The 19,785-nt window shown below is 67.1% G+C and carries 23 protein-coding genes; 14 read left to right on the forward strand and 9 right to left on the reverse strand.

Annotation, left to right across the window (positions count from 1 at the left end; genetic code table 11):
* Nucleotides 1–101: 101 nt before the first annotated feature.
* The 7 genes from tkt to ON45_RS14340 form a co-directional block, all read right to left on the reverse strand.
* Complete coding sequence (gene tkt / locus ON45_RS14310) at nucleotides 102–2,036, reverse strand: transketolase (protein ID WP_040494679.1); 1,935 nt, start codon at nucleotides 2,034–2,036, stop codon at nucleotides 102–104.
* Between the two features lie 66 nt (nucleotides 2,037–2,102).
* Nucleotides 2,103–2,576 (reverse strand): SRPBCC family protein, encoded by a 474-nt coding sequence (locus tag ON45_RS14315; protein ID WP_040494680.1) that lies wholly within the window; start codon nucleotides 2,574–2,576, stop codon nucleotides 2,103–2,105.
* A gap of 7 nt (nucleotides 2,577–2,583) precedes the next feature.
* On the reverse strand, nucleotides 2,584–2,979 hold the full coding sequence (locus ON45_RS14320; RefSeq protein WP_040494681.1) for a hypothetical protein: 396 nt from the start codon (nucleotides 2,977–2,979) through the stop codon (nucleotides 2,584–2,586).
* Nucleotides 2,980–2,993: 14 nt separating this feature from the next.
* Complete coding sequence (locus tag ON45_RS14325) at nucleotides 2,994–3,626, reverse strand: hypothetical protein (RefSeq protein WP_040494682.1); 633 nt, start codon at nucleotides 3,624–3,626, stop codon at nucleotides 2,994–2,996.
* A gap of 30 nt (nucleotides 3,627–3,656) precedes the next feature.
* Entirely contained in the window at nucleotides 3,657–4,373 is a 717-nt protein-coding gene (locus tag ON45_RS21625) for a redoxin family protein (protein WP_051063098.1), read from the reverse strand.
* Between the two features lie 97 nt (nucleotides 4,374–4,470).
* Nucleotides 4,471–5,190, reverse strand: a complete 720-nt coding sequence (locus tag ON45_RS14335) for an alanyl-tRNA editing protein (protein WP_040494683.1) — start codon at nucleotides 5,188–5,190, stop codon at nucleotides 4,471–4,473.
* 32 nt (nucleotides 5,191–5,222) lie between these two features.
* Entirely contained in the window at nucleotides 5,223–5,561 is a 339-nt protein-coding gene (locus tag ON45_RS14340; RefSeq protein ID WP_051063099.1) for a S26 family signal peptidase, read from the reverse strand.
* An 81-nt stretch (nucleotides 5,562–5,642) separates the two neighbouring features.
* Between ON45_RS14340 and sodN the strand changes: the two genes are divergently transcribed.
* The 13 genes from sodN to ON45_RS14405 all read left to right on the forward strand — a co-directional run bounded on the left by sodN (nucleotide 5,643) and on the right by ON45_RS14405 (nucleotide 16,399).
* Nucleotides 5,643–6,065, forward strand: coding sequence for a superoxide dismutase, Ni (gene sodN, locus ON45_RS14345; protein WP_040494684.1), 423 nt, complete (start codon nucleotides 5,643–5,645; stop codon nucleotides 6,063–6,065).
* Between the two features lie 154 nt (nucleotides 6,066–6,219).
* Entirely contained in the window at nucleotides 6,220–6,843 is a 624-nt protein-coding gene (locus ON45_RS14350; RefSeq protein ID WP_040494685.1) for a TetR/AcrR family transcriptional regulator, read from the forward strand.
* Entirely contained in the window at nucleotides 6,840–7,316 is a 477-nt protein-coding gene (locus ON45_RS21630; protein ID WP_051063100.1) for a PaaI family thioesterase, read from the forward strand. Before ON45_RS14350 ends, ON45_RS21630 begins: the two co-directional genes overlap by 4 nt.
* Nucleotides 7,317–7,400: 84 nt before the next feature.
* Nucleotides 7,401–9,554: an acetate--CoA ligase family protein gene (locus ON45_RS14360; protein WP_051063101.1), complete on the forward strand. Its 2,154-nt coding sequence runs from the start codon at nucleotides 7,401–7,403 to the stop codon at nucleotides 9,552–9,554.
* Nucleotides 9,555–9,565: 11 nt separating this feature from the next.
* Nucleotides 9,566–11,083: a D-alanyl-D-alanine carboxypeptidase/D-alanyl-D-alanine endopeptidase gene (gene dacB, locus ON45_RS14365; protein WP_040494686.1), complete on the forward strand. Its 1,518-nt coding sequence runs from the start codon at nucleotides 9,566–9,568 to the stop codon at nucleotides 11,081–11,083.
* A complete protein-coding gene (gene dacB / locus ON45_RS14370) occupies nucleotides 11,080–12,693 on the forward strand; it encodes a D-alanyl-D-alanine carboxypeptidase/D-alanyl-D-alanine endopeptidase (RefSeq protein WP_040494687.1) in 1,614 nt (537 codons plus the stop codon). The genes dacB (ON45_RS14365) and dacB (ON45_RS14370) overlap by 4 nt, the downstream gene beginning before the upstream one ends.
* A 33-nt stretch (nucleotides 12,694–12,726) precedes the next feature.
* Nucleotides 12,727–13,350: an LON peptidase substrate-binding domain-containing protein gene (locus ON45_RS14375; RefSeq protein WP_040494712.1), complete on the forward strand. Its 624-nt coding sequence runs from the start codon at nucleotides 12,727–12,729 to the stop codon at nucleotides 13,348–13,350.
* 20 nt (nucleotides 13,351–13,370) lie between these two features.
* Nucleotides 13,371–13,724, forward strand: coding sequence for a phage holin family protein (locus tag ON45_RS14380; protein ID WP_040494688.1), 354 nt, complete (start codon nucleotides 13,371–13,373; stop codon nucleotides 13,722–13,724).
* Between the two features lie 14 nt (nucleotides 13,725–13,738).
* Nucleotides 13,739–13,963 carry a hypothetical protein gene (locus tag ON45_RS14385; RefSeq protein WP_040494689.1) on the forward strand — a complete coding sequence of 75 codons (225 nt, stop codon included), beginning with the start codon at nucleotides 13,739–13,741 and terminating at the stop codon, nucleotides 13,961–13,963.
* Nucleotides 13,963–14,397, forward strand: a complete 435-nt coding sequence (locus ON45_RS14390) for a hypothetical protein (RefSeq protein ID WP_040494690.1) — start codon at nucleotides 13,963–13,965, stop codon at nucleotides 14,395–14,397. Before ON45_RS14385 ends, ON45_RS14390 begins: the two co-directional genes overlap by 1 nt.
* A 53-nt stretch (nucleotides 14,398–14,450) precedes the next feature.
* On the forward strand, nucleotides 14,451–14,648 hold the full coding sequence (locus ON45_RS14395; protein WP_040494691.1) for a MoaD/ThiS family protein: 198 nt from the start codon (nucleotides 14,451–14,453) through the stop codon (nucleotides 14,646–14,648).
* 45 nt (nucleotides 14,649–14,693) lie between these two features.
* Nucleotides 14,694–15,614, forward strand: coding sequence for a PP-loop family protein (locus ON45_RS14400; protein ID WP_241432212.1), 921 nt, complete (start codon nucleotides 14,694–14,696; stop codon nucleotides 15,612–15,614).
* Nucleotides 15,611–16,399 (forward strand): tRNA (adenine-N1)-methyltransferase, encoded by a 789-nt coding sequence (locus ON45_RS14405; protein WP_040494693.1) that lies wholly within the window; start codon nucleotides 15,611–15,613, stop codon nucleotides 16,397–16,399. The genes ON45_RS14400 and ON45_RS14405 overlap by 4 nt, the downstream gene beginning before the upstream one ends.
* Here ON45_RS14405 and ON45_RS21635 read toward each other — a convergent pair whose 3' ends face one another.
* Complete coding sequence (locus tag ON45_RS21635) at nucleotides 16,400–17,059, reverse strand: TetR/AcrR family transcriptional regulator (protein ID WP_158412435.1); 660 nt, start codon at nucleotides 17,057–17,059, stop codon at nucleotides 16,400–16,402.
* Nucleotides 17,060–17,171: 112 nt separating this feature from the next.
* Between ON45_RS21635 and ON45_RS14415 the strand changes: the two genes are divergently transcribed.
* Nucleotides 17,172–19,427, forward strand: coding sequence for an MMPL family transporter (locus ON45_RS14415; protein ID WP_040494694.1), 2,256 nt, complete (start codon nucleotides 17,172–17,174; stop codon nucleotides 19,425–19,427).
* Nucleotides 19,428–19,441: 14 nt separating this feature from the next.
* Here the strand turns inward: ON45_RS14415 and ON45_RS14420 are convergent, their stop codons facing one another.
* Nucleotides 19,442–19,687, reverse strand: coding sequence for a ferredoxin (locus ON45_RS14420; RefSeq protein ID WP_040494695.1), 246 nt, complete (start codon nucleotides 19,685–19,687; stop codon nucleotides 19,442–19,444).
* Between the last annotated feature and the right edge of the window lie 98 nt (nucleotides 19,688–19,785).

Below are 19,785 nucleotides of genomic sequence, written 5' to 3' on the forward strand. Positions count from 1 at the left end.
TGAGACCACCTGTCGGTCTCACATCTCACCGGAGCGGGGTTGATGTTCGCTGCGGTGAGTTCGAGGACCGAGTGTCGGTCTCACATCTCACCGTGGCATGTTCAGTTGACGAGGGCGGTTGCCCGCTCGACGACGTGGCCGACGTTGATGCCGAGCTTGTCCAAGACGAGATTGCCCGGTGCGCTGGCACCGAAACGGTCGATGCCGATCGAATCATCGGCGTACGCAGCCCACCCGAAGGTGACGCCGGCCTCGACGGACAGCACGGGCACCCCGTCCGGGAAGATCTCGGAGCGGAACGCAACGTCCTGCTCCTGGAACCGGTCCATGCTGGGAAGCGACACGACCTGAGCGGCGATGCCGTTCTCCGCGAGCGTGGAAGCGGCCTCGACGCACACCGCGACTTCACTGCCCGTGCCGACGAGGACCACGGCCGGATCGCCGTCGGTCCGGCGCACGATCCCGGCGCCACGCGCAACGGCGGATCCGTCGGTCGTGACCTCGATGTCCTGACGACTCAGCACGAGCACGCTCGGCCCGTCGTGGCGTACCGCATCGGCCCAGGCGTGGATCGTCTCGTTGCCGTCGGCAGGGCGGATCACGTGCAGATTCGGGATCGCGCGGAGGCTGGCGAGTTGCTCGACCGGCTGGTGCGTCGGGCCGTCCTCACCGACGCCGACCGAATCGTGGGTGAACACGAAACACACCTTCGCGTCGGAGATCGCGGCGAGACGGATCGGTGGGCGCATGTAGTCGGCGAACACGAAGAACGTCGCGGTGACCGGAAGGACTCCGCCGTGCAGCGCCATCCCGACGGCCATTGCTCCCATCGCGTGCTCGCGGATTCCGAAGTGGAGGTACCGGCCGTCGGGCGCCTTGCTGGAGAACGGATGGGACTCGCCGAGCGCCACCCCGTTGCTTCCCTTCAGGTCGGCCGAGCCGCTCATGAGGCCGGGGAGGCCGGCGTAGGTCTCGTCGAGCGCCTTCTGGATCGCCTTGCGCGTGGCGAGTGACTCGCCCTGCTCGTACGCCGGAAGGTCGGCATCCCAACCCTCGAGTCCCGTCGCGCCGTGGGCGGCAGCCCAGTCGGCGGAGTCCGGCGCCGTCCATGCGGCGTGTGCGGTTGCGCCACGCTCGCCGACATGGGTGCGGTAGGCGCTCACGAGTTCGTCCGGTGCCCAGAACGGTTCGTCCGGGATGCCCATCACCTGCTTGGTCTCGGTGACGTCCTCGGCGGAGAACGGGTTTCCGTGGGCGCTGTGATCGTCCTCCCACTTCGGTGACGGATGCGCGACGTGCGTGCGGAGAATCAGGAACGACGGCTTGTCGGTCGACTTCGCCGCCTCGAGGGCGGCCTCCAACGCATCCAGGTCGTTCGCGATGTCGCCGAGTTCGACGACGTCCCATCCGTACGCCCGGAATCGCTCGGCCATGTCGACGTCGGTGGCCAGGTCGGTTGCACCGTCGATGGTGATCTTGTTGTCGTCGAAGATGCAGATCAGATGACCGAGCCCGAGGTGACCGGCGAGGTCGGCCGCCTCGTGGCTGATCCCTTCCATCATGCAGCCGTCGCCGGCGATCACGAAGGTGTGGTGATCGACGGCGTCGGACCCGAAACGCGCCCGCTGGTTCGCCTCGGCGACCGCCATGCCGACCGCATTCGCGAAACCCTGGCCGAGCGGACCGGTCGTGACCTCGACGCCGGCGGTGTGGTTCACCTCCGGATGACCCGGCGTGGCCGACTCCCACTGGCGGAAGTTCTTCAGATCGTCGAGTTCGAGCCCGTAGCCGGACAGGAACAACATCGCGTACTGCATGATCGACGCGTGGCCGTTCGACAAGACGAATCGGTCCCGGTCGGGCCAGTGGGGATCGGCGGGATCGTGCTTCATCACCCGGCTGTACAGCACATGGGCGAGAGGAGCGAGCGCCATACCGGTGCCCTGGTGGCCGCTGTTCGCTGCGAGCGGCCCGTCCATCGAGATCCCACGGATGAGCGAGACGGCTTGTGAATCCTGCTGTTCGGTCAACGACACGCGCGTGACGATAGTGGAGAGTCCGACCGGGCCTTCAGAAAGCGTCGGATTCCTGCGTCGAATCGGTCAGCCGTGGACGGCCGCGAGGACGCTCGGGTTGCGGCACGCCGCCGCGTATGCCTCCAGCCGCTTCTCGATGTCTCGTCCGAGGAGCCAGACGCCCACACGATCGGCGATCGGTGCCAACCAGGTCGGTCGCGCACGGAAGGTGTAGCGCCAGGTCGCGAGGGTCTCCTGGTCGGATGCCCCGGCTGCGAACGTCCAGCCACCACCGAAGCTCGAGAAGAACCAGGGACCCTCGACCATCTTCATCCCGACCTGCGTCGGCGGGCGATACGACACGTATTCGGAGGTCATCTTCAAGCGGTGTCGAGAGACCGTTCGGGTACGCACACCCTTGGCCGGCTCGTCGGCGTCGATGAGGTGCTGGCTGCGCACGAACGGGTCCCACTCCAGGCGGATCGGGCCGTGCGTCTGCGACACGGCGAACGCGATCTCGAGCGGAACCGGAACGGTGCGGGTGGCTTCGACGCGAGGCACGGACGCGTCAGGCCGGTGGCAGCAGCGTGAACGGGACGATGTGCCAGGGGTCCTTGTCGACCCGGCAGTGGGCGAAGATCTGCCCGTACTCGGCAAAGTCGAGTTCCCCCTTCACCAGTCGATACGTGAACTTGCCGGGCTCGACCGTGAACGGGCTGACGTTGCGCGCGATCTGCTCGCTGTCCTCGTCGAGACCGCGCCGGAACACGACCTCGAACACACCGCTGCCGGACTGGCCCTCGGGGCAGAAGATCAGCGCCACGAGATGCGGGCTCAACGTCACGGGGACCGGTGACGGGCTGGCCTGGGAGAACATCACGCCCGTCATGTCGATGCGGGTCGACGGCCCGGCGGCCTCGCGCATCTCGAAGTTCTCGACGAAGAGTGCGGAAACGATCTGCATGCGTCGGAGGGTAGCTACTGACTCCATTCGAACAGGCGGGACACGATCTCACCGTGTTGGCCGGCAACCACGGAGACGGCGAGCACGCACACACCGGCTGCACCCACCCACCCGAGCCGTCGCGCCACCGGTGTACTCGGCGACCACACCGCATAGATCGATCCCAGCACCATCAACGGCGTGGAGATGCCCAGCATGAAGCCCATCGTGGGGAGCAGTTCACCCCACGGGTCGCCGGGCGCAGCGGTGAGGATCGAACCGAGTTCGGTCCCCACGCACGGTCGCCACCACTGGACCACGACGACACCGACGAGACCGCACACGCTTGCCGTGCCGCCGCCGGACTGCAGCGTGCTCCCGATCCTGCCCCGCCACGTCGATCGGTTCCGACCGAGCAGCCGTGGGACGCCGAGCACCACGCCATCGACGATCACGAACACCGCCGAGACCCGCAGTTCCGAATCCGTGATCGGTCCGAACCAGTTGGCCGCGAAGATCCATCCCCCGAGGACGACCCCGGCGATTGCGCCGGCGACCGCTGTCCAACGGCCGCGGGCGGCAACGACCATCAGCCCGACGGGGGCCAGGATCACGAGGTGACACACCTGCGTGATCGAGCGAACGCCTTCGACGAATGCGTCGATCATCGGACACCGGACGGGACGTCGCCCGCTCGCTCAGGCCTTGCTCTCGGCGATCAACGCACCGACGGCCGCGTCGATCTCGTCGTACGCCCCCTCGCCGATGTGGTCGTAGCGCACGTTTCCGTCCGCGTCGATCAAGAAGATCCGGGGCCAGAACCGACGGTCCTGCCATGACCGGAAGTTGAGTTTCTCGTTGTCGACAGCGATCGGCCAGGTGAGTCCGTTGTCCGACGCGGCCTGCGCGATCGCGTCGACGTCACGTTCGTGGTCGAACTCGGGGGCGTGGACGCCGACGATCTCGAAGTCGTCGCCGCTGTACTTGGCGTGGAGATCCCGCATGTGCGGATACGTCGCCTGGCAGTTGCTGCAACCGAACGTCCAGAACTGGACCGCGACCACCGTGCCGTCGAAGTCGTCGAACGACGTGGCATCGGTCTGGAGCCATTCCTGTACCGGCAGGAACTCCGGATGCGGCCCGCGGTTCGGGAGTTCGGGGGTATCGGCGTCGACCGTGGTGGCCGGCGTGGTGGACGGAGCCGTCGTCGATGATTCGGGCGGAGGCGACGCAGCCGATGACGAGTCGTCGACGGGCGGGGGAGTGGTGGTGGTCGCCGGCGAAGACTCCGGAGCAGCCGTGGTTGCCGCCGCCGTTCCGTCTGCATCGTCGCCACCCGCGGTCGCGAGGAGACCCGCCACCACCGAACCGACGAGCAGGAGCGACACGAGTGCGGCGACGCGGCGACGATCCATGGCACCGAGTCTCGCAGCGCGGCTCGGACCAGGAGGCCAACGGCGACGAACGGTTCACGAAACAGCGATCGGCCGCAGGCCGGCGGCCCGAGCGACTTCAGTCGCCGAGTCGGAACCGGACCCGCCGGTTGTGCTTGCCCTTGTTCTCGATCTTGCCGATCTCGAATCGTCGCGATTGCCCGGTGTTGGTGAGATGCGTTCCCCCGCACGCCTGGCGGTCGAGACCGTCGACGTCGATCAGCCGGAGGCGACCATCCGGCGTCGGGGGAGGGGCGACCGACATCGATCGAACCAGGCCCGGGGTCGCGGCCGCTTCGTCGGCGTCGACGTAGACGGCGCGAACCTCCAGCCCGCGGGCGATCACGTCGTTGACCGGCTCGGCGAGCGCTCGAAGGCGGTCGTTGTCGATCGCCGACAGGTCGAAGTCCATCCGGCCGGTGCCGTCGCCGTTGATCTGCGCTCCGGTGACGAGCGAGCCCTCGAACTCGTCGAACACCAAGGCGTTGAGGACGTGGCTCATCGTGTGCAGCGAGGCGACCCGCAGCCGGTGGTCGGCATCGATCGCCACGTGCACGTCACCCTCGATGGTCGCGTCGGCGTCGGACAACACGTGCCACCACGTGTCGCCGTCCGGTTCGATGTGGGTCACCTCAATGGCACCATCAGCGGTTTCGATCGTGCCGATGTCGCTGACCTGGCCGCCGCCTCCCGGGTGAAACGCCGAGCGTGACAGGACGACGGCTCCGGGACGAGCGTCGATCACGTGGGCATCGTGCTCGTACAGATCGGGCTGTTCGTGACAGAGATAGACGGCCATCGGGCGAACAGTAGGTGTGACGGCCGCGTCGGTCACATCCAGCGCGTCGGGATGCGTACGACCACGCGGTAGGAGTCGGCGATCGGAACGGCTCCGAACCGGCGTGAATCGACCGTCGGAACGGATCGGTTGTCGGACTCGACGCGCATCGTGGTCCCGTCGTGGTCGACCACCCGTTTCACCATCCAGAACGACGGCTGATGCGGGTGCTCGAAGCATCGCAGTTGTCCCACCGACACCCGTCGGTTGCGGAACCCGATCAGCCCTTGACCCGCGTGCAGCGTGGGCTCCATCGAGCGGTCGGCGACGACGAAGCGGCGAAACGGCCAACGATGTGCCGACGAGGATCGACCAGGTGAGCGTCGGGTCACGCCGGGAGTGTAGGTTTCGAGGGAGACCCATCGGGAACGCTCCGCGGCGTCCCATCCTCGATTTCCCCCAAGGAGAAACACATGATCGGCAAGCTCTTCGCTTCGGCCACCGTTGCTCACGCACACTGCGACCTCTACTGCGGGGTGTACGACCCGGCGCAGGCCAAGATCGAGGCCCTCTCGGTCGTCAAGACCGCCAAGAAGTACGCGGACTCCGACGACGAGGTCTTCCGCGCCCGTTGCATCTCGATCAAAGAGGAGCGCGCCGAGGAGACCAAGCATCACCTGATGGTGCTGTGGGCCGACTTCTTCGCTCCCGCGCACTTCGAGGAGTTCCCGCAGCTGCACGAACTGTTCTGGAAGGCCATCCACCAAGCCGGTGAAGCCAAGAAGTCGATGGATCCCGCCGTGGGTGAGCAGCTCGTGGCCTACATCGACGAGATCGCCGGCATCTTCTGGCAGACCGACAAGGCCAAGGACATGGGCGTCTACCCGCCCAGCTGACACATTCCGTCGCTCTCCACGAGCCGCGTACGAAACCGCCGATCCCGCCGGGTCGGCGGTTTCGTCGATTTTCGGCCCCGACCTGAACCGGGGCGTCACGCATCACGACGACGTGTGAATGCTCACCGGGACCGGGGGATAGCGTGGTCGATCCATGTCGGACGAGAGTGCAACGGGCGGTCGGACGACGCGCGAGCAGATTCTCGATGCGTCGCGTGAGTGTTTCGCCCATGCCGGCTACAGCGGCACGTCGCTGAACGACATCGCCGCCGAGGTCGGCATTCGGCGCCAGAGCCTGCTGCATCACTTCCCGTCGAAGGAAGCGCTGTACGACGAGGTGTTCGAACAGCTCCTCTCGGATTGGTTCGAGCGGCTCGCCGAATCGATCAGCGCTCCCTCGAAGGGCCTGGAGAAGGTCGACCAGGTTCTCGACGCCGGATTCCGCTTCTTCGCCGACAACCCGTCGTACGTCACCCTGATGCGGCGCGAGGCGATCGACGGCGGCAGCCACCTCGCGATCGACCTCGCTGCCACCTTGCGGCCGATGTTCGACGAGGCCGTCCGCTACTTCCAACGTGAGATGGCCGCCGGTGTGTTCCGCGACCAGGACGCGGCACAACTCCTGCTCACCGGCTACGGCGCGTTGCTCAGCTACTTCTCCGACGCTCCGTTCCTCGAAGGTCTGCTCGACGAGGACCCGATGACCGAAGCAGCATTGGCCCGACGTCGGGCACACATCATGGACTTCTTCCGGTCCGCGCTAGAACAGCCGTCGTGAGTTTCACCCCCGAACGCGCCGACCGCTACGAACCACTCGACGAGGAGACCACCCAGCGGTGGATGCGCTTCGGCAGCAGCGGTACCACCACGTATCCGATGCTGCTCGGTCTCATCGTCGAAGACATCCGTCGCGACTACTGCCGCATGCGGCTGCCGTTCCGCGACGAATTGCTGCAGGCGGCCGGATTCATGCACGGCGGAGCATTCGCCTCGCTCCTCGACCACGTCATGGTGCCGGCGGTCGGAGCGATCCTCGAACCGGGAACCAACTACTCCACCGTCGACATGCACGTTCAGTACATCCGCGGCATCGTGGGCGGCGACAAAGCCCAGGACGCGATCGCCGAGGGCTGGATCACGCGACGCGGTCGCCGGACGGTGTTCTGCGAGGCCGAGGCCTACGGCGCGACCACCGGCGACCTGCTCGCCAAGAGCGTCCTCACCTACGCGATCTCACCCCCGCGTACCTGAAGGTCCGTCCGACCGGGCACCCACGGACATTTCGTGGGGGTGATGCCGGGGTGCGAGGGTCCGGCGAAAGTACGGTGAACGGCGATGGCTGGCTCCACGACCTTGTCCGAACGCGCCTCGAAGGCACTCCTCGCCGAGCACGGCGTCCCGATCGCGCCTGAGCGCTTCGTCACCTCACCCGGAGGAGCGGGAGCAGCAGCGGACGAGATCGGCTACCCGGTCGTCGCCAAGCTGAACGGCGACGCGATCGCGCACAAGACCGAGCGCGGCCTCGTCCGACTCCGCCTCGGCGATCGCGCCGCGGTCGAACAGGCTGCGGAGGACCTCCTGGCCGCAGCGACGCCCGACGATGGCGATGTCGACGTCCTCGTGGCCCCGATGATCTCGGGCAATCGCGAATTGATCGCCGGCGTCGTACGCGACCCGCAGTTCGGCGCGATGGTGATGCTCGGCGTCGGTGGAATCCTCGCCGAAGCGGTCGCCGACGTGGTCTTCCGGCCCGCGCCGCTCGACACGCCGACCGCCGCCGACATGATCGACGGTCTCGCCACTCAACGTCTGCTCGGAGAATTCCGCGGTGAGCAGGCGGTCGATCGCGACCAGCTGATCGAGTTGCTGGTCGGCCTCGGAGCACTGGCCGACGCACGCGATGACGTGCTCAGTGTCGACATCAACCCGCTGATCGTCGAGCCGTCAGGCCGACTGGTCGCCGTCGACGGACTCGTCGAGATCGGGGAACCGCAGCCCGGCCACCCCGCGCTGCGGCCCCGCCCGACCGACGAGCAGTTCCGGGCGCTGTTCGAACCGCGGGGCGTGTTGGTGACCGGGGCATCGACTCATCCCGGCAAGTTCGGTTTCGTCTCGCTGCACAACCTGCTGTCGAACGGATACTCGGGCAAGGTGTTCGGAACGAACCTCAAGGGCGAAACCGTGCTCGGCGTCGAAACCGTCGCCGACATCGACGCACTTCCCGACGGTGAGATCGACCTGGTCTTCGTCTGCACGCCGGCGGCTGCGAACCCGGATCTTCTCCGCGCGTGCGCCGCGAAGGGCATCCGCGCGGCATTCCTCACGTCGGCCGGCTACGGCGAGGCGGGGGAGGAGGGCCAGCGCGCGCAGGCCGACCTGGTCGCGTTGGCGGACGACCTCGGCATCCTGCTGGCAGGACCCAACGGTCAGGGAGTCGTCAGCACGCCCGTCGACATGTGCGTGCAGATCGTGGCGCCGTATCCCCCGAGGGGTGCGATCGGCGTTGCGAGCCAGTCCGGCAACTTCGTGTCGAGCTTCCTGAACCATGCACGCTCGACGGGTGTCGGCATCAGCCGCGCCGTTTCCGCCGGCAACGCCGCTGCCGTCGGCGTCGCCGACTACCTCGACTTCTACGCCGATGACGATGCCACCGCGGTCGGACTCGCCTACGTGGAAGGGATCACCGATGGACGCGGGCTGATGAGCCGACTCGCCGATGCCGCCGCACGCAAACCGCTGGTCGTCGTCAAGGGCGGCGCAACGGAAGGCGGAGCCCAGGCGGCGGCGAGCCACACGGGAGCGCTCGCAGCGGACGACAAGGTGTTCGACGGCGCATGCCGGGCCGCCGGGCTCACCCGGGCCGACAGCATCGAATCGGCCTTCGAGGCCGCGGCGACCTTCGCGACGCAGCCGCTGCCCGCCGGTCCCAACACGGTCGTGCTCACCACGGTGGGTGGCTGGGGTGTCGTCACCGCCGACGCGATCACGCGCGATCCGGATCTGCACCTGCTCGAGCTTCCCGACGACCTGCTCGCTGCGGTCGATCAGAAGCTGCCGCCGCGGTGGAGTCGGAACAATCCGATCGACTGTGCCGGAGGTGAGACCCGGGACACGATTCCCGAGGTGATGGAGCTCGTGGCGACCCATCCCGACGTGCACTCGATCATCTACCTCGGACTCGGCATCCAGTCGAACCAAGCGCAGATGATGCGCCACGGCCGCTTCTACCCCGACCACGGTCTCGAGCGCATCGTGGAGTACCACGAGCGTCAGGACACGCGTTTCGCCGAAGCCGCGCACGAACTCAGCGTCCGGACCGGCAAGCCGATCCTCACCGCCACCGAACTCGCCGTCGCCGACCCCACGAACGCGGGCCCGGTCGCCGTACGCGCGTCGGGCCGTCTCTGCTACCCGAGCGGTGAGCGTGCCGTGGCGGCGCTCGGTCACCTGCTCCGGCGCGTCGAGTTCCAACGCGCGCGCTCATCGTGAACCGTCCGGCCATGGATCGTCTCGAGGCGCGCGAGCCGTCACGAGGTTCGAGGCGAACGGGCCCCGGCCCGTTCATCGTGCTATGTCTGTTCGCGCTCGTGCCGGCGCTCGTGCTGTACGGCGTCTTCGCCTTCGCCGACGGTCGCGACGACGACAACATGGCGGCGCCACCGCCTCCGTCGACCATCGTCGATCCACCGTTGCCCGAGGAGCCGCTCGCCAACGGCATGCTCAGCTTTCGTCGCATGCCGGCGGTCATCTCACGCGACGCGAACGTCGACGAGTTCGTCTCCGCGGTCGCCGGGTTCACGCCGGAACTCAATGAGCGCAGCTGCGTCGCCGTCAGCGTCGACGGCCAGCAAGTCGGAGCGCAGAACCCGGACATCGCGGTGATCCCTGCGAGCACCCAGAAGATCATCGTCGCCGCCGCAGCGCTCGAACTGCTCGGCGACGACCACACGTACACGACCCGCGTGGTCGCGCCCGCCGCGCCGGTCAACGGCGTGGTCAACGGGAACCTGGTCCTCGTCGGTGGCGGCGATCCTGTGCTGTCGTCGGACTGGTATCCGACCTCGAACCTCGAACGACGTCCGGTGTTCAACCAGACCTCGCTCGACACGCTCGCCGACCGTGTGAGCGAAGCCGGAATCACCCAGATCAACGGATCGGTCGTCGGCGACGGCGGCCGCTACGACGACGAGTTCTTCGCTCCTGGTTGGGGCAATGGTGTCGCCGGCCTGGAAGGAGGTCCGTACGACGCGGTGCTGGTCAACGACGCACGCGTGCTCGGCGAGGATCGACGCGCCGACGAGCCGAACAGTGCTGCGGCCCGCGAGTTCACCCGGTTGCTGCGCGATCGTGGCATCGTGGTCAGTGGGGAGGGGCTCGCCGGGAGCGCTTCGTCGCTCGACAGCCAGACGGACATCGCGATGATCGACTCCGCCCCGCTCACTGCCATCGTCGAGGAAATGCTCACCAACAGCGACAACAACACCGCCGAGCTGCTCGTGAAGGAGATCGGGGTCGAAGTGTCGCCGGACGCCGGTGGCACCCGCCAAGCAGGGCTCGATGCGATCGCGGAGCTGCTTGCCGAGTGGGACATCGACATGACCAACATCGTGCTCAGTGATGGATCGGGCCTGAGCATGGAGAACCGCCTCACGTGCGCCGCGTTGCTGACGGTTCTCCAACGGTCGGGACCCGACGACACGATCGGCGCCGCGCTCCCGGTCGCCGGTGAGTCGGGCACGCTGTCCGACGTGTTCATCGATCATGCCGTCGCCGGTCGGCTGCTGGGCAAGACCGGAACCCTGAACAACCCGCCGTTCAATGCGGATCCCCCGGCGGTCAAGGCGCTCGCCGGCTACCTGCCGATCGACGGCGGAGGAGCGGTCGAGTACGCGTTGGTGCTGAACGGACCGACGATCTCCGACCAGAGCGAATATCGGCCCGTCTGGGACTCTTTTGCCGACGTGCTCGACACCTACCCGTCCGGTCCGTCGCCGGCCGACCTGGGGATCATCGGGTGAGCGACGACCTGCGAACCGATCCCGACGACGACGCACTGTGGTCCGACGACCGCATCGACATCGTCGCGGAGCCGCTTCGCTACGCACGCGGGCCGCTCATCGCGTTGGTCCTGATCGCGATCGTTCCGACGATCGGATTGCTCGTGCTCAACCGCTGGGCAGACGAGACCGCCGACGAGTACGAGGCGAGCGGGAATGCGTCCGTGCTCGAGGCCGACCTCCGCGGTGCGGTCGTGCCGGAGAGCACGGTGCCCGGGGACGACCCCGTCGGAGCCGAGGACGACACCGGTTCTGGAACCGCTCCCGTCTTGGCGACGGGCGTGCTCGACTATCGCAGGACTCCCGCTCCGATCGCCGCCGAAGCGAGCGCTGCCGAGCTCGGACGAGCCGTCGACCCGCTCCTGGGTTTCATCGGTCCCGAGTCCTGTGCGTCGGTGGCGGTCGACGGCGTGGTGGCAACGTCGTCGAATCCGAACCTTCCGGTCATCCCGGCGAGCAACCAGAAGCTCCTCGTGGCGCTCGCGGCACTCGATGTGTTGGGGGCCGATCACACGTTCACGACGACGGTCAACGCACCACCACCGAGTGACGGCGAGATCGAGGGCGACATCTATCTGATCGGTGGAGGCGACCCGCTGCTCACGAGCAGCGACTACCCGGTCGCCGAGTTCGACTCGTTGCCCGTCACGACCCCGACACCGTTCGAGTCGCTGGCTGACGACCTGGTCGCGGCCGGCGTCACCCGGGTCCGGGGCGCGGTCGTGGGTGACGGAACCCGCTACGACGACGAGTTCGTCGTGCCGGGCTGGGCCGAAGGGATCGCCTACAACGATGCCGGTCCGTACGACGCCCTCATGGTGAACGACTCCCGGGTCGCGGGAAACGACGGAGGTGAGAGCGATCCGAACGAGGCAGCCGCCCAGGAGTTCGTCCGGTTGCTCGACGACCGGGGCATCCAGGTCGACAACGGCTGGACGAGCGGCGCCGCGGGTCCCGACGTCCCCGTGGTGGCGACCATCACCTCGGCGCCGCTGTCGGACGTCGTGATCGAAATGCTGCTCAACAGTGACAACAACACCGCCGAGATGCTGGTGAAGGAGATCGGTGTCGCGGACTCGGCCACCGGAACCCGTGGTGCCGGCCTCGACGCGATGGTCCGCAGTCTCGAAGCCCAGGGCGTCCCGCTGGACGGCGTCGTCCTCCGCGACGGATCGGGGTTGAGCGCGGCGAATCGGGTCACCTGCGCTGCGGTCCTCGAGGTGCTCCAGGCAGGTCAGGGTGGTCCCATCGACGCCGGTCTCCCGATCGCAGGTGTGACGGGAACGCTGAGCGACGAGTTCCAGGACAGCCCGATGCTCGGACGCCTCCGGGCCAAGACCGGCACCCTCGACAATCCGCCCGTCGAGGAGGATCCACCGGCGGTGAAGGCACTCGCCGGTTACGTCGATCCGGTTGCGGGACCCGGCCCCGGCACGATCCAGTTCGTGCTCATCGCGAACTCTCCGGACGTCACCGACGTCGAGACCTACCGCGGGCTCTGGAGCGTGTTGGGGGAGCGGCTCGCCACGTACCCGGCCGGCCCGACCACAGATTCGCTCGGTCCCCGCTGAGCGCCCGGGTTGCTCGAGGCGTACGGTCGGCCGATGGCCGTCATGCCGATGTTCCCGCTCGGATCGGTGCTGCTCCCCGGTGGCGTGCTCCCGCTGCACGTCTTCGAGCCGCGGTACCGCCAGATGGTGATCGACTGCCTGCAGGCCGAGAACACGCCTGAGTTCGGTCAGACGCTGATCACCCATGGTCACGAGGCGGGCGGCGGCGACGAACGAGCGATGATCGGAACCGTGGCCCAGATGATCCAGATCGAAGCACTCGACACGGAGCGGTACGCGATCGTGGCGGTGGGGGTCCGACGGATCAGGGTCAACGCGTGGCTCCCCGACGACCCGTATCCACTCGCCGACGTCGACGACTTCCCCGACGTCGATCCAGATCCGCCGAATCTCGCCGTCGAGGTCGCCGCGACGCATGGGCGTGTGCGTGCGGCACTCGCGATGGCGATGGAACTGGGTGACGTGCAGGTCGACCTCGAGGAAACCGAGATCGCCGATGACCCACTCGTCGCCACCTACCACCTCGCCTCACTCGCTCCGATCGGGCCTGCCGATCGGTATCGACTGCTCGCAGCGAGTGGTCCGAGCGCTCGGCTCGCGGTGCTCGACGAGGTTCTCGACGATGTCGAGGCCGCCCTGAAGTTCCGCCTGTCGTGATCATCTGATAGAAACGTCTCGTGCCAGACACCAGCGATCAGACCCGTACGGTCGGGACCAAGAAGCCGGACGACGCCTCGCTCGGCGAGGTGATCGAGTTCGTCAAGTCGTACGCGAAGCAGGAGACCGTCGGCCCGCTCAAGGGGGCCGGTCGCTGGCTCGGCTACGGCGCCGGAGCAGCACTCGCGATGGGGCTGGGACTGGTCCTGATCCTGTTCGGCATCCTGCGTGTCCTGCAGACCGAGGTCGACCGGCTCTCGACGGGTTCGCTCTCGTGGGCTGCCTACGCGATCACGCTGGTGATCACGATCATCCTCCTGGCGATCACGCTGCAACGAGTGAAGAAGTCGACCCTCAACAAAGAACCCAAGTGACGGGGAGCATCGAAATGGCCACCACGGAACCAGAGACCCCCACGAAGATCACGCCGGAGGACCTGCGCGAGAAGCTGCAGGCGTTCCAGGGCGATGTCCAGGGCAAGGTCGATGACCAGAAGATGTCGATCGCAACGGTCGCCGGCGGCGTCGGCATGGTGCTACTGATCGTCATGTTCCTGCTCGGCAAGCGCGCGGGCAAGAAGAAGAGCGCGATCGTCGAGATCCGCCGGGTCTGATGTCGATCCTGCCGTACGCGCTGCGTCCACGCGCCGTCATCCGCAAGACCGCGGTCAAGCGTGGTGTCGACGGCGGAAGCGTGATGTGGCGTGCACTCGCGTTGTACTTCGTGGGCGGGCCGACCCTGGTCCGCACGAACGCCATCCGCCGTGGGTTCCTGAGTGGGAACCGAACGTGGCAGGTGGTGGGTGTCGCGCTCATCCTCAGCCAGGATCTCCGAGGGATGTTCCGCAAGAAGCCCGAACCGATCGGCAGGTTCCGGGTCAAGTCGAACGACTTCATCCGCGTCACGAACATCAAGCCGCAGTCCCGCAGGCAGCTCAAGCGTGCCGGCACGAACAAGAAGGCCAAGCGGGCCAGCGTCATCGCCGAAGCGGTCGCAGCGGCACAGGCAAAGCATCCGGACGCCCGGATCGTCGTCAAGACGAAGTAGTTCGTCGTCGAGACGACGGAGCGCGGCACCGACTGGCCGTAGCCTGTCGGTCGATGTTGGTGAAGATGCGCAACCCGAAGCGGGAGATCGAGGTCGATGGCGACCGGACGGTCAATCACCTGCTCGACGCGCTCGACCTGGTCCGCGAGTCCCATCTCGTGATCTGCAACGGCACCCTCGTTCCCGGCGATGCCCGACTCGCACACGACGACACCGTCGAGATCCGCCCCGTCATCTCCGGGGGAGCCTGAGTGGTCGCATCGGGATCGAAATGTCGTTCGTGCAAAGCCCCTGCGGTGATCGACCTCCCGCGCCACAACGCCAACTTCTGTGCCGAGCATCTGCTGCAGTTGTGTCGGCGTCAGATGTCCAAGGCGATCGACGACTACGACATGTTCGGACCCGACGACCGCATCCTCGTCGCCGTCAGCGGCGGCAAGGACTCGCTCGCGGTGTGGGACATGCTGATCGAGGCCGGCTACCGCGCCGACGGCCTGTACGTCGGCCTCGGAATCGGCGACTACTCCGATGAGTCCACGGAGCACGTCACCGCGTTCGCAGCGGACCGCGGGCTGCACCTGATCACGGTCGATCTGCGCGACACCTTCGGGTACGACATCCCGACCGCAGCGCGGGCGACAAAGCGTGCGCCGTGTTCGGCGTGCGGAATGTCGAAGCGGCACCTGTTCGACCAGGCGGCGATCGACGGCGGCTACGACGTCGTCGTGACCGGTCACAACCTGGACGACGAGGCGGCCGTGTTGCTCGGCAACGTTCTGCACTGGGACATCGAGTATCTCGCGCGTCAATTGCCGGTGCTCCCGGCGCAGCACGGGTTCCCGCGCAAAGCGAAGCCGCTCGTCCGGTTGACGGAGCGTGAGACGGCCGCATGGTGCCTGCTCCGCGGGATCGACTATCTGGTGGAGGAGTGCCCGATCGCCGCCGGGAATCGCCACCTCCATCACAAGGACGTGCTCAACGCGATCGAGCGCGAATCGCCGAGCACGAAGTCGGCGTTCTACCTCAACTTCATCGACAACATGGCACCACTCCTGGCCGAGCAGTCGGCGGCGGCGAGCGGCGATCTCCGCCGTTGCGTCCGTTGCGGAGCCCCGACCACAGGCGAGACCTGCGCATTCTGTCGACTCGTCGACACCGCCAGCGCACACGATCCGGTACCGGTCGAACTGGTACTCGGGAAACGAGGACGACGATGACCACCCTGTTCACGGCCGACGACAAGGCGGTGCTGCTCGACTCGAAGAAGCGGCGATACCTGATCGATCTCGCCGACGACGGCGAGTTCCACAGCCACGCCGGGTTCGTCCGCCACAGCGACATCATCGGTCAGGCCGAGGGATGTCGGGTGCGGTCGACGAAGAACGGCGAGTACGTCGTGCTCCGCCCGACGCTCGAGGACTTCGTGATCGAGATGCCGCGCGGCGCGCAGGTGATCTATCCGAAGGACCTCGCACCGATCTGCATGCTCGCCGACATCGGCCCGGGGATGCGGGTGTTCGAGAGCGGGATCGGTTCGGGCGCTCTGTCGACCACGATGTTGCGCTACGGGGCCGAGATCGTCGGCTACGAGATCCGCGAGGATTTTGCGAACCGGGCGAAGACGAACGTTCGTGGGTTCCTCGGGGCCGAGGCGCTCGACCGGTACGAGGTCCACATCGCCAGCAGCTACGACGGGATCGATCTCGCCCATGGCACGTTCGACCGGGTCGTGCTCGATCTTCCCGAGCCGTGGCAGGTCGTGCCGCATGCCGAGCACGTGCTCCGGGCGGGAGGCATCCTGCTCGCCTACACGCCGTCGATCACCCAGGCCGCCCAGGTGCGCGAGGCGCTCAAGGGCAAGTGGATCGACGGTCGCACGATCGAGGTGTTGCATCGTGGCTGGCACATCGACGGCCAAGCGGTCCGTCCCGACCATCGGATGGTCGCCCACACGGGCTTCCTCAGTGTCGCCCGGTTCCTCGGCAAACCTTCCGCCGACTGATCAGGGGCGATCGAGACGAAGCGCCGTCGCGAGCCCGTCGAGCATCGTGTCCGTGCTCGGCCACGGAACGTTCGGGTGGCAGCCGACGAGGTCGACGATGCCGTGGATCCAGGCGTGCACCTGGAAGGCGACGAAGTCGGCGTCCCGATCGTCACCGTTGCGTTCGAGGATCGCCGTCACGAGGTCGACCAGAACCTGGAATGCCGAGAAACCGGCGTCGAGCGAGTCGTCGGGCGATTCCATCGAGGCGGGGAAGTCGACATCGCTCACGTCGAGGTGGATGCGGTTCGAGAAGAGGACTCGGTACTGGCCCTGTTTCTCCATGGCGAAACGAACATACGCATCGCCCGCCGCCCGGAACGCGTCGTACGGGTCGTCGGTGCTGTCACGGGCCTCGACCATGACGTCGTAGAAGTTCCTCCAGCACCGGGCCACCGATTCGCGCAGCAGGTCGAGGTGATCGTCGAAGTGGCGGTACACCGCGGTCGGGGACACGCCGGCCTGTCGGGCCACCGCGCGCAGGGAGATTCCCTCGATCGTTCCGTGTTCGGCCATGAGTTCGGCGGCGGCGTCGAGCAGGTCCACGCGCAACCGGTCGCCCTCGCCGCGGGCGTTGCGACGTCGCGTCGCATCGGTCGGCGTGCTGCTCCGTGTGGCCATGGTCACCATCCTAGCGCTTGACATCCGTAGGTGTACACCTGTTAGGTAACAGATGTACACCTAAACCGGTGTGGGCATCGGGCCACACACCACGAGTCGAACGGAACACGTCATGTTCACTGCACTCGGTCACCTCGTCGTCCGGCGCCGCCGAGCGGTCATCGCGATCTCGCTGGTCGGCCTGCTCGTTGCGATCACGGTCGGCGTCGGCGTATTCGGGCGCCTGTCCACCGGGGGATTCGCCGACCCGGCATCGGAGTCCAGTCGAGCGACCGATCTCCTCGCCGCGGAGTTCGGGACCGGGGGAGCGGACCTCGTCGCGATCGTGACAGCCACCTCCGGGACGGTCGACGATCCCGACATCGCGCTCGCGGGTGGCCAGTTGACCGCCGACCTCGCGGCCGAGACGGGAACCGACGAGGTCACGTCGTACTGGTCGCTCGGTTCGCCCGAGGCGCTGCGCTCCGACGACGCCACTCGGGCGCTGGTCCTGCTGCGATTCCCGGGGGCGGACGACGACGCCGAGCGAACCGAACACGTCGAAGCCGTCCTGGCGACCTACGACGGGCTGGAGCGGGACGATGTGCGGGTCGATCTGGCCGGAGGTGAAGCCGTGTTCACGGCGATCGGCGAGACGATCGAGGGCGATCTGGCCCGGGCGGAGGCGATCGCGGTTCCCCTCACCCTCCTGCTGCTGCTCGTCGTGTTCGGGAGCGCGGTCGCCGCCGGGCTTCCCGTGCTCGTCGGCATGATCTCGGTGTTCGGAGCGTTCTTCGTCCTGTACCTGATCACGCTGTTCACCGAGGTGTCGATCTTCTCGATCAACCTCGTGACGGCGCTCGGGCTCGGCTTGGCGATCGACTACTCGTTGTTCATCGTCAGCCGATTCCGTGAAGAACGCGAGCGTGGACGCACCGTCGAGGATGCGGTGGTCCGCACCGTCGAGACCGCCGGACGAACCGTTGCGTTCAGCGCCACGACCGTGGCGATCTCCCTGAGCGCGCTGCTGATCTTCCCGCTCTACTTCCTTCGTTCGTTCGCCTACGGCGGGATCGGCGTGATCCTCGTCGCGATGCTGATCTCGGTCGTGGTCCTTCCGGCGTTGCTCGCGGTGCTGGGGCCGAAGGTCGATGCCGGGCGGATCATCCGGCGGCGGGTGCCACGGGTCGGCGACGGCGTCTGGCATCGCCTCGCAGTGACCGTGATGCGCCGGCCGATCCCGGTCGCGGTGGCCGGGGTGACGCTGCTGGTCGCTCTCGGCTTGCCATTCCTCGGCGTGCGGTGGGGGACGCCCGACGACCGGGTGCTCCCGGAGTCGGCGCCGGTTCGTGAGGCATCGGAGATGCTGCGGACCGAATTCACCTCCGCCGAGGGCGATGCCTACCCGATCGTCGCGATCGGAGCGGTGGACGATGCGGCGATCGCCGCCTACGCCGCCGAGGTGTCGACCGTCGACGGCGTCGGTCGGGTCGACAGTGCCGTCGGCCGGTTCGCCGACGGCGCGATGGTTGCCCCTGTCGACCCGTCGCTCGCCCGGTTCGCACCCGAATCCTCGGCGGACGGCGACGTGACGTGGTTCAACGTGGTCCCGTCGGTCGAACCGATCTCCACCGAGGCGGAGGCGATGATCGCGGAGGTGCGAGATGTCGACTCGCCGTTCGAGCTGGTCGCGGTCGGCGGGGCGTCGGCGAGCTTCGTCGACTCGAACGAGGCGATCTTCTCCCGGGTTCCGCTCGCCGCCGGCCTGATCGTCGTGTCGACGTTCGTGCTGCTGTTCCTGATGTTCGGCTCGCTGCTGGTGCCGCTCAAGGCGATCGTGCTGAACACCCTCAGCCTGACCGCCGTGTTCGGGTTCACCGTCTGGGTGTTCCAGGACGGGAATGGCGCGGACCTGCTGGGCTTCACCCCGACGGGGCTCACCGACACCGCGATGCCGATTCTGATGTTCTGTGTCGCCTTCGGGCTGAGCATGGACTACGAGGTGTTCCTGCTCTCCCGGATGAAGGAGGAGTACGACCGGACCGGTGACAACGATCTCGCCGTCGCAACGGGACTGGAACGAACCGGTCGCTTGGTCACCGCCGCGGCGTTGCTGCTGTCGATCACGTTCTTCGCCTTCGCGACGTCAGGCGTCACGTTCATCAAGCTGTTCGGCCTGGGACTGGCGATCGCCGTGCTGGTCGACGCGTTCATCGTCCGCTCCACGCTGGTGCCGGCACTGATGAAACTCGCGGGAGACTGGAATTGGTGGGCACCCGGACCCCTCCGCCGCCTCCACGATCGGATCGGCCTCAGCGAGGGTGACCCGCCCGACGAACCCGGACTCGTGGTCGGGTCGCCGAGCGAGGATGTGTCAGCGGGAATCTGACCCCGGTCGATACCTCAGGGCTCGATGTAGATGCACTCGCCGGGGCATTCCTCGGCCGACTCGACGACGGCGTCGAGCTGGTTGTCGGGGAATTCGGCGAGACCGTCGGCACCCTGCGGGTTGCCCTTGGCTTCGGCGAAAACCTTGTCACCCTCGACGACGTAGGCAAGTCCGTCGTCGAGCAGCGTGAAGACGTCGGGGGCGATCTCTTCACAGAGACCGTCGCCGGTGCACAGATCCTGATCGATCCAGACCTTCATGTCAGTGGGGCTCCTTGTGGGGAATTCCTGCGAATTCTCGGGTTGGGATGTGGGTGGAGGTTTCCTCCCTGTGAAGAGTTTACACGGCCAAGCACGTG

The organism is Ilumatobacter nonamiensis YM16-303, from assembly GCF_000350145.1.
In the GTDB taxonomy this organism is placed as follows: Bacteria; Actinomycetota; Acidimicrobiia; order Acidimicrobiales; family Ilumatobacteraceae; genus Ilumatobacter_A; species Ilumatobacter_A nonamiensis.

Bases quoted from the DNA above. Each gene is read 5' to 3' on its own strand.
- ON45_RS14325 (WP_040494682.1), bottom strand. From the start codon at position 3,626: ATGATCGACGCATTCGTCGAAGGCGTTCGCTCGATCACGCAGGTGTGT.
- ON45_RS14420 (WP_040494695.1), bottom strand. From the start codon at position 19,687: ATGAAGGTCTGGATCGATCAGGATCTGTGCACCGGCGACGGTCTCTGT.
- ON45_RS21625 (WP_051063098.1), bottom strand. From the start codon at position 4,373: ATGGATCGTCGCCGCGTCGCCGCACTCGTGTCGCTCCTGCTCGTCGGT.
- ON45_RS14375 (WP_040494712.1), top strand. From the start codon at position 12,727: ATGGCCGTCATGCCGATGTTCCCGCTCGGATCGGTGCTGCTCCCCGGT.
- ON45_RS14335 (WP_040494683.1), bottom strand. From the start codon at position 5,190: ATGGCCGTCTATCTCTGTCACGAACAGCCCGATCTGTACGAGCACGAT.
- ON45_RS14415 (WP_040494694.1), top strand. From the start codon at position 17,172: ATGTTCACTGCACTCGGTCACCTCGTCGTCCGGCGCCGCCGAGCGGTC.
- ON45_RS14350 (WP_040494685.1), top strand. From the start codon at position 6,220: ATGTCGGACGAGAGTGCAACGGGCGGTCGGACGACGCGCGAGCAGATT.
- ON45_RS14320 (WP_040494681.1), bottom strand. From the start codon at position 2,979: ATGCAGATCGTTTCCGCACTCTTCGTCGAGAACTTCGAGATGCGCGAG.
- dacB (WP_040494686.1), top strand. From the start codon at position 9,566: ATGGATCGTCTCGAGGCGCGCGAGCCGTCACGAGGTTCGAGGCGAACG.
- ON45_RS14395 (WP_040494691.1), top strand. From the start codon at position 14,451: ATGTTGGTGAAGATGCGCAACCCGAAGCGGGAGATCGAGGTCGATGGC.
- sodN (WP_040494684.1), top strand. From the start codon at position 5,643: ATGATCGGCAAGCTCTTCGCTTCGGCCACCGTTGCTCACGCACACTGC.
- ON45_RS14385 (WP_040494689.1), top strand. From the start codon at position 13,739: ATGGCCACCACGGAACCAGAGACCCCCACGAAGATCACGCCGGAGGAC.
- ON45_RS14360 (WP_051063101.1), top strand. From the start codon at position 7,401: ATGGCTGGCTCCACGACCTTGTCCGAACGCGCCTCGAAGGCACTCCTC.
- ON45_RS14390 (WP_040494690.1), top strand. From the start codon at position 13,963: ATGTCGATCCTGCCGTACGCGCTGCGTCCACGCGCCGTCATCCGCAAG.
- ON45_RS14405 (WP_040494693.1), top strand. From the start codon at position 15,611: ATGACCACCCTGTTCACGGCCGACGACAAGGCGGTGCTGCTCGACTCG.
- ON45_RS21635 (WP_158412435.1), bottom strand. From the start codon at position 17,059: ATGGCCACACGGAGCAGCACGCCGACCGATGCGACGCGACGTCGCAAC.